The sequence below is a fragment of the Vibrio sp. 10N.222.49.C9 genome (assembly GCF_041474985.1).
Classification (GTDB): domain Bacteria; phylum Pseudomonadota; class Gammaproteobacteria; order Enterobacterales; family Vibrionaceae; genus Vibrio; species Vibrio crassostreae_C.
In genome coordinates this window covers 1-289 of the sequence record NZ_JBFRVD010000345.1, presented here as the reverse complement: position 1 = coordinate 289, position 289 = coordinate 1, and the positions used below count along the sequence as shown (strand labels likewise).

1 pseudogene is annotated in these 289 nt (G+C 45.0%); it reads right to left on the bottom strand.

Annotation, left to right across the window (positions count from 1 at the left end):
* Positions 1-240, bottom strand: a pseudogene (locus tag AB4585_RS23450) (6-O-methylguanine DNA methyltransferase); the annotation flags it as partial.
* Positions 241-289: the final 49 nt, after the last annotated feature.

Sequence of the window (289 nt, the reverse complement as noted above, 5' to 3'; positions counted from 1 at the left end):
CAGTTCTCCAGAATGGCTTTTCATCAGCGCTTCCCACACCTTAATCTGAAAATTAGTGCCTTTAACGATAAGGTGCACCTTATTACCAGATCCAGAAAAGATACTATTCGCGATACCTTGGGCGTCCCCTTGCTTGAATGTCGCCAATGGCCATTGCTCCTTCAGTATCGCTAGCGTCTCAAATGCATTGCTGTCTGCAAACTGTAGAAAGCATACGCCTCGCTTGGTCCAACCAATCACTGCTGTTCCAAACGGTGTATATGCTTCACCAAAATAGATAATTAACTGC